The sequence below is a fragment of the Roseiarcus sp. genome (genome assembly GCF_052145395.1).
Classification (GTDB): Bacteria; Pseudomonadota; Alphaproteobacteria; order Rhizobiales; family Beijerinckiaceae; genus Roseiarcus.
In genome coordinates this window covers 1-4,861 of record NZ_JBKQOT010000429.1, presented here as the reverse complement: position 1 = coordinate 4,861, position 4,861 = coordinate 1, and the positions used below count along the sequence as shown (strand labels likewise).

The window sequence follows — 4,861 nt, the reverse complement described above, 5'->3', positions numbered from 1 at the left end:
GTCCCGCTGGCAGCCCGCGGCGATCAGTAGGTCATAGGCCTGCTTGAGCAGCGTGCGGTCGAAGCCCGAGCCGTCGCTCTCGGGCGGCGTATAGGGTTCGCCGAACACGGCAGCCGGCAGCTTGTCGCGGAACGGCTCGATGAGCTTGAGTTCGTCCGGCCCCGGCTTGCCCTTGGCCTCCATCGGCGTGTTGGGAAAATAGGAAACGATCCGCTTGTAAGCGGAATACATGATGTTCTTGTTGGTCCACTCGAAGTCGAAGGCGAGCCCAATCGCCTCGCGCACGCGCGGGTCCTTGAACTGCTCGCGGCGGGTGTTGAGGTACCAACCCTGCGTGCGGGACGGCTCGCCGTTGTGCAGCGTCTCCTTCTTGACCCGACCATCCTTGGCGGCGGGGAAATCATAGGACGTCGCCCAGAAGCGCGAGGTGTACTCCTCGTGATAATTGATCGCGCCGGCCTTGAACGCCTCGAAGGCGACCCGCCGCTCGCGGTAATATTCGAAACGCAGGCGGTCGAAATTGTTCTGGCCAAGGTTCACCGGGAGCTTCGCGCCCCAATAGTCGGGCCGGCGCTCGTACTCGATGAACCGTCCCTGCTCGAAGGTTTTCACCATGTAGGGTCCGGAGCCGAGCGGCGCGTCGAGCGTGGCGGCGGTGAAGTCGCGGTCCTTCCACCAGGCGGACGAGAAGACCGGCATGCCGACGACGATGAGGTGCGCGTCGCGGCTGCGGTCCTTGACGAAGCGCACATGGACGACGTCGTCGCCCTCGGCGGCGGCGGATTCGACCTCCCTGAGAAGCTGGGCGTAGACCGGATGGCCCTTGTCCCTAAGGATGTTGAGCGAGAAGGCGACGTCGGCCGCCGTGACGCAGGAGCCGTCGAAAAACTTGGCCTCCGGCCTCAGCCTGAACCGGTAATCGAGCCTGTCGCCCGAGACGCGCACCGATTGGGCGAGCAGTCCGTAGACCGAATCGGGCTCGTCGCCGTTGGCGGTCATCAGCGTGTCGAAGGTCGCGCCCATACCGGCGGCGCCGTTGCCCTTCCAGCTGTAGATGTTGAGGGTGTCGAAGGTGTCGAAGTTCTGATTGCCGCTCGTGCCGGTGATCTGGAGCGATAGAACCCCGCCGGTCGGCACGTCGGGGTTCACGTAGGAGAAATGCGGGAAGTCCGGCGGCAGCGCGAGGTCGCCGAAGGACGACAGGCCATGCGTCTCGACCGAATCGTCGGCGAGCGCCGCGAACGGGCGCGGAAGAAAAGTGACCAGTGCGCCCGCCCCCGCTGCCTTCAGCGCCGCGCGCCGCGAAAACATCCAAGCCATCGAATCGACTCCGCCTGCCGGTATTGACCGCATGCCAAGGCTCATTGCCAGCGACCGCGGCGAAAGCGAGGCGCAGCGGCCGAAAGCGACGGGAATCGCCGGTTAAAGTTCGTTCATGAATCGGGGATTGAACCGCGCGCCCTTGCCTCGCTCCCGGTCCTGCCGCTGAATGCGAGCATGGAGATTCGCGACGCCAGACGGGAGGACGCCGAGGAGGCCTGCCGGGTCTTGAGGCGCTCGATCGTCGAACTCTGCGCCGCCGACCATCGCCATGATCCAGGGCTGCTCGCAGCGTGGTTGAGCAACAAGACCCCGCAGACCGTCGCCGCCTGGATGAGTCGGCCCGACGCCTCGTACCTCGTCGCGGTGGATGAGGGCGCCATCGCGGCCATCGGCGCCGTTACCGACGCCGGCGAGATCCTCCTCAACTATGTTTCGCCCGACGCGCGGTTTCGCGGCGCGAGCCGGGTCCTGCTCGCCGCTTTGGAAAGCCGAGCCGCCGAGCGCGGCGCCACCCGCTGCACCTTGATCAGCACCGAAACGGCGCGCCGGTTCTATCGCGCGCGCGGATACGAGGAAGTCGGCCCGCCGGTGAGAAAATTCGGTATGGACTCCGGCTATCCGATGTCCAAGCCACTCGGCTTGACGGCAACCTTGCCGGTCCCGTCCGGCGGGGTGTAGGGGCAGACGATCATGGTTTTCTCCGCGACAACAGCGAAACGCGCGCCGCTGAAACCCGACGCCTTCGTCGTGCGCCCGCTGACGATCGCGGACGCCGATGCGGCTGCGGATGTCATCCGGACCGCCTTCGCGGCCCAGAGCCACGCCACCAACCCGCCGTCTTCGGCGTTGCGCGAGACCACAGAATCGATTGCGGCCAAGATCGCCGCGGGCGGCGGCTTCGGCGTCTTCGCTCGAGGCCGGCTCGTCGCCGTCGCCCTGTGGCAGGTCGACCGCGACGCGCTCATGATCGGGCGCGTCTCAGCCCTCCCCGAGGCGCGCGGGCGGTCCTTGAGCCTCCGGCTCGTCGCCGCCTGCGAAGCGGGGGCGCGGGCTCGAGACCTCGGGCGGGCGCGGCTGAGGGTGCGCCTGGAGCTGCCGGAGAACGAAAGGCTGTTTCAGCGGATGGGCTTCGCCCGCATCCGCGTCGAGGCGCATGCGGGCTTCGACGCGCCGACTGTCGCGATTTTGGAGAAACCGCTCCTGTGACCGCTTTCGCTCCTCCCGAGCGCGCGCCCGGGCGCGCCACGATCGATCTCTCGGCGCTGGCCGAGAACTGGCGCGCGCTCGGCCGCCGTGTCGCGCCCGCGCGGTGCGGTGCCGTGGTCAAGGCCGACGCCTATGGAATCGGCCTCGACCGGGCTGGCCCGGCGCTATGGGCCGCCGGCGCGCGGACCTTCTTCGTCGCCCACCTCGGCGAGGGATTCTCGGCCCGGCGTCTTCTGCCGAAGGAGGCGGAAATCACCGTTCTCAACGGGCTCGAGGCGGACGCCGATCCGGCCGACTACGTCGAGCATCGTCTCAAGCCCGCGCTCGGCAGCGCTCAGGAACTCGAGCGCTGGTCGGCTTTCGCGATGCGAACGGGGCGGCCGTCGCCCTCGGCGCTGCATCTCGACACCGGCATGCGCCGGCTTGGCTTCGACTCGCTCGAGGCTCTCAGCGCCGCCGTCGAGCGCGACGGCGCGGCGAGCGGCGCCGACCTGGTGATGAGCCACTTCGTCTCTGCCGAGCTCCCCGAGGACCCGCTGAACGCGCTCCAGATCGGGCGGTTCGAGGCGGCGCGGGCGGCGTTCCCGCATCTTGCCGCCTCGCTCGCCAATTCGTCGGGCATTTTTCTCCCTCAGCGCCCGAACTACGACCTCACTCGGCCGGGCTACGCGCTTTACGGCGGCAATCCCACGCCCGGCCGTCCGAATCCGATGCGGCCGGTGGTGACCCTGACCGTCGCGGTGCAGCAGACGCGCTGGATCGAGCCGGGCGCGACCTGCGGCTACAACGCCCAATGGACGGCGAAACGCCCGACGCGGCTCGCCACGCTCGCGATCGGCTACGCCGACGGTCTGCCGCGCGGCGCAGGGGCGACCGACGCCCGGCCGGGCGCGGAGGTCGCCTTTGCCGGGCGGCGGTGTCCGTTGGTCGGGCGGGTGTCGATGGACCTCGTGATTGCTGACGTGACTGACGTCGCGGAGGACGCGGTCAAGCCCGGAAGCCGGGCGGAATTGTTCGGCGGTGGGATTGAACTCGACGATTTCGCGACACGGAGCGGCACGATTGGCTACCAGCTGCTGACGAGTCTCGGGCCGCGCTACCGGCGCGAATATGTCGGGGGTCCTTAACCGCCGGGCCGTTGAACCTCATCGCGCTTTCTTTTGCTCTTCATCGCGTTAGCTGTTGGTCGAGCAATTGGAACGCCGCGTCATGGCCGGGCCTGACCCGGCCGTCCACGCGAACACAGTCTCCTCTCGAGAGTCTCTTGATTGCATTACATAATCGATAAGCGCGTCGCGAACGGCGCTGGCGCTACGCGGATGGCCGGGGACGAGGTCGATGCGTTAGGCGCACTTTCTTGCGCAAAGCAGAAAGATATGGTATGGTGATTTCGTACGTCAGAAAAAACTGATGCCGCCCTGCCTTGTCTCACGCAAGCCGCATCGGGCAGCCATTCGGCGCACAGCCCGAGGGCCGTCCACTCAGCGCCCGGCGTGGAGCTTCGGCAGTTTGGATAATCCGCCGCAAAGTCTTGAAAAGGCTCAAATCCGGGTTGGATTTGGCGAGGCGGCCGGGAAGGCTAGCGGCGAAAGGCGTTGTGCTCGCCGTCAAGGTCGGAACGCCCCTCACGGCCTAGGGCCTGAACGGCTTCAGGTCCGTCGCCATAAGCGCTCAATGCGCCCGGCTGATGGTGAATTCGACTGCGTCGCGCAGGGCGTGTTTCCAGGCCGAGGCGGGGAAGAGCTCCAGCGCATCGACCGCCATGGCGCCGTAATGGCGGGCGCGCTCGATCGTATCCTCGAGGGCGCGGTGCTTCTTCATCGTGGCGAGCGCGAACTCGAGGTCGCCCTCGGCGATCTCGCCCTTCTCCAGCGTGCGCCGCCAGAACTCGCGCTCCTTCTGCGAGCCCCTCCGGAATGACAGAACGATCGGCAAAGTGATCTTGCCCTCGCGAAAATCGTCGCCGACGTTCTTGCCGAGCTTGGCTGACGATCCGCCGTAGTCGAGAGCGTCGTCGATGAGCTGAAATGCGATTCCCAGATTGGCGCCGTAACCGCGGCAGGCGGCGATCTCGGCCTTGCCGCGCCCGGCCAGGATCGGGCCGACCTCGCAGGCGGAGGCGAACAGCGCCGCGGTCTTGGCGCGGATGACGGCCAGATAGGAGTCCTCGGTCGTCTCGGTGTCCTTGGCGGCGGAAAGCTGCATGACCTCGCCCTCCGCGATCACGACGGCGGCGTTCGACAGGACGTCGAGGCAGGCCATCGATCCGACCTCGACCATCATCTTGAACGCCTGACCAAGGAGAAAGTCGCCGACGAGCACGCTCGCCTCG

General features: G+C 67.1%; 5 protein-coding genes. 3 read left to right on the top strand and 2 right to left on the bottom strand.

Features of this window, described 5'->3' with window-relative positions:
* The coding region (locus ACLP25_RS14565; RefSeq protein WP_442469902.1) for an extracellular solute-binding protein at positions 1 to 1,320 on the bottom strand (1,320 nt) is incomplete at its 3' end.
* A gap of 177 nt (positions 1,321 to 1,497) precedes the next feature.
* On the opposite strand from ACLP25_RS14565, the gene ACLP25_RS14560 reads away from it, so the two are divergent.
* The 3 genes from ACLP25_RS14560 to alr are packed head-to-tail and all read left to right on the top strand — an operon-like array spanning position 1,498 to position 3,656.
* Positions 1,498 to 2,001 carry a GNAT family N-acetyltransferase gene (locus ACLP25_RS14560; protein ID WP_442469901.1) on the top strand — a complete coding sequence of 168 codons (504 nt, stop codon included), beginning with the start codon at positions 1,498 to 1,500 and terminating at the stop codon, positions 1,999 to 2,001.
* A gap of 12 nt (positions 2,002 to 2,013) precedes the next feature.
* Positions 2,014 to 2,529, top strand: a complete 516-nt coding sequence (locus tag ACLP25_RS14555) for a GNAT family N-acetyltransferase (RefSeq protein WP_442469900.1) — start codon at positions 2,014 to 2,016, stop codon at positions 2,527 to 2,529.
* Entirely contained in the window at positions 2,526 to 3,656 is a 1,131-nt protein-coding gene (gene alr, locus ACLP25_RS14550) for an alanine racemase (protein ID WP_442469899.1), read from the top strand. Before ACLP25_RS14555 ends, alr begins: the two co-directional genes overlap by 4 nt.
* A gap of 544 nt (positions 3,657 to 4,200) precedes the next feature.
* On the opposite strand, the gene ACLP25_RS14545 is transcribed toward alr, so the two are convergent.
* On the bottom strand, positions 4,201 to 4,861 hold a 661-nt coding region (locus ACLP25_RS14545; protein ID WP_442469898.1), incomplete at its 5' end, for a polyprenyl synthetase family protein.

Excerpts from the sequence above, each read along its gene's own strand:
- ACLP25_RS14560 (WP_442469901.1), top strand. The coding sequence starts at position 1,498 with ATGGAGATTCGCGACGCCAGACGGGAGGACGCCGAGGAGGCCTGCCGG.
- ACLP25_RS14555 (WP_442469900.1), top strand. The coding sequence starts at position 2,014 with ATGGTTTTCTCCGCGACAACAGCGAAACGCGCGCCGCTGAAACCCGAC.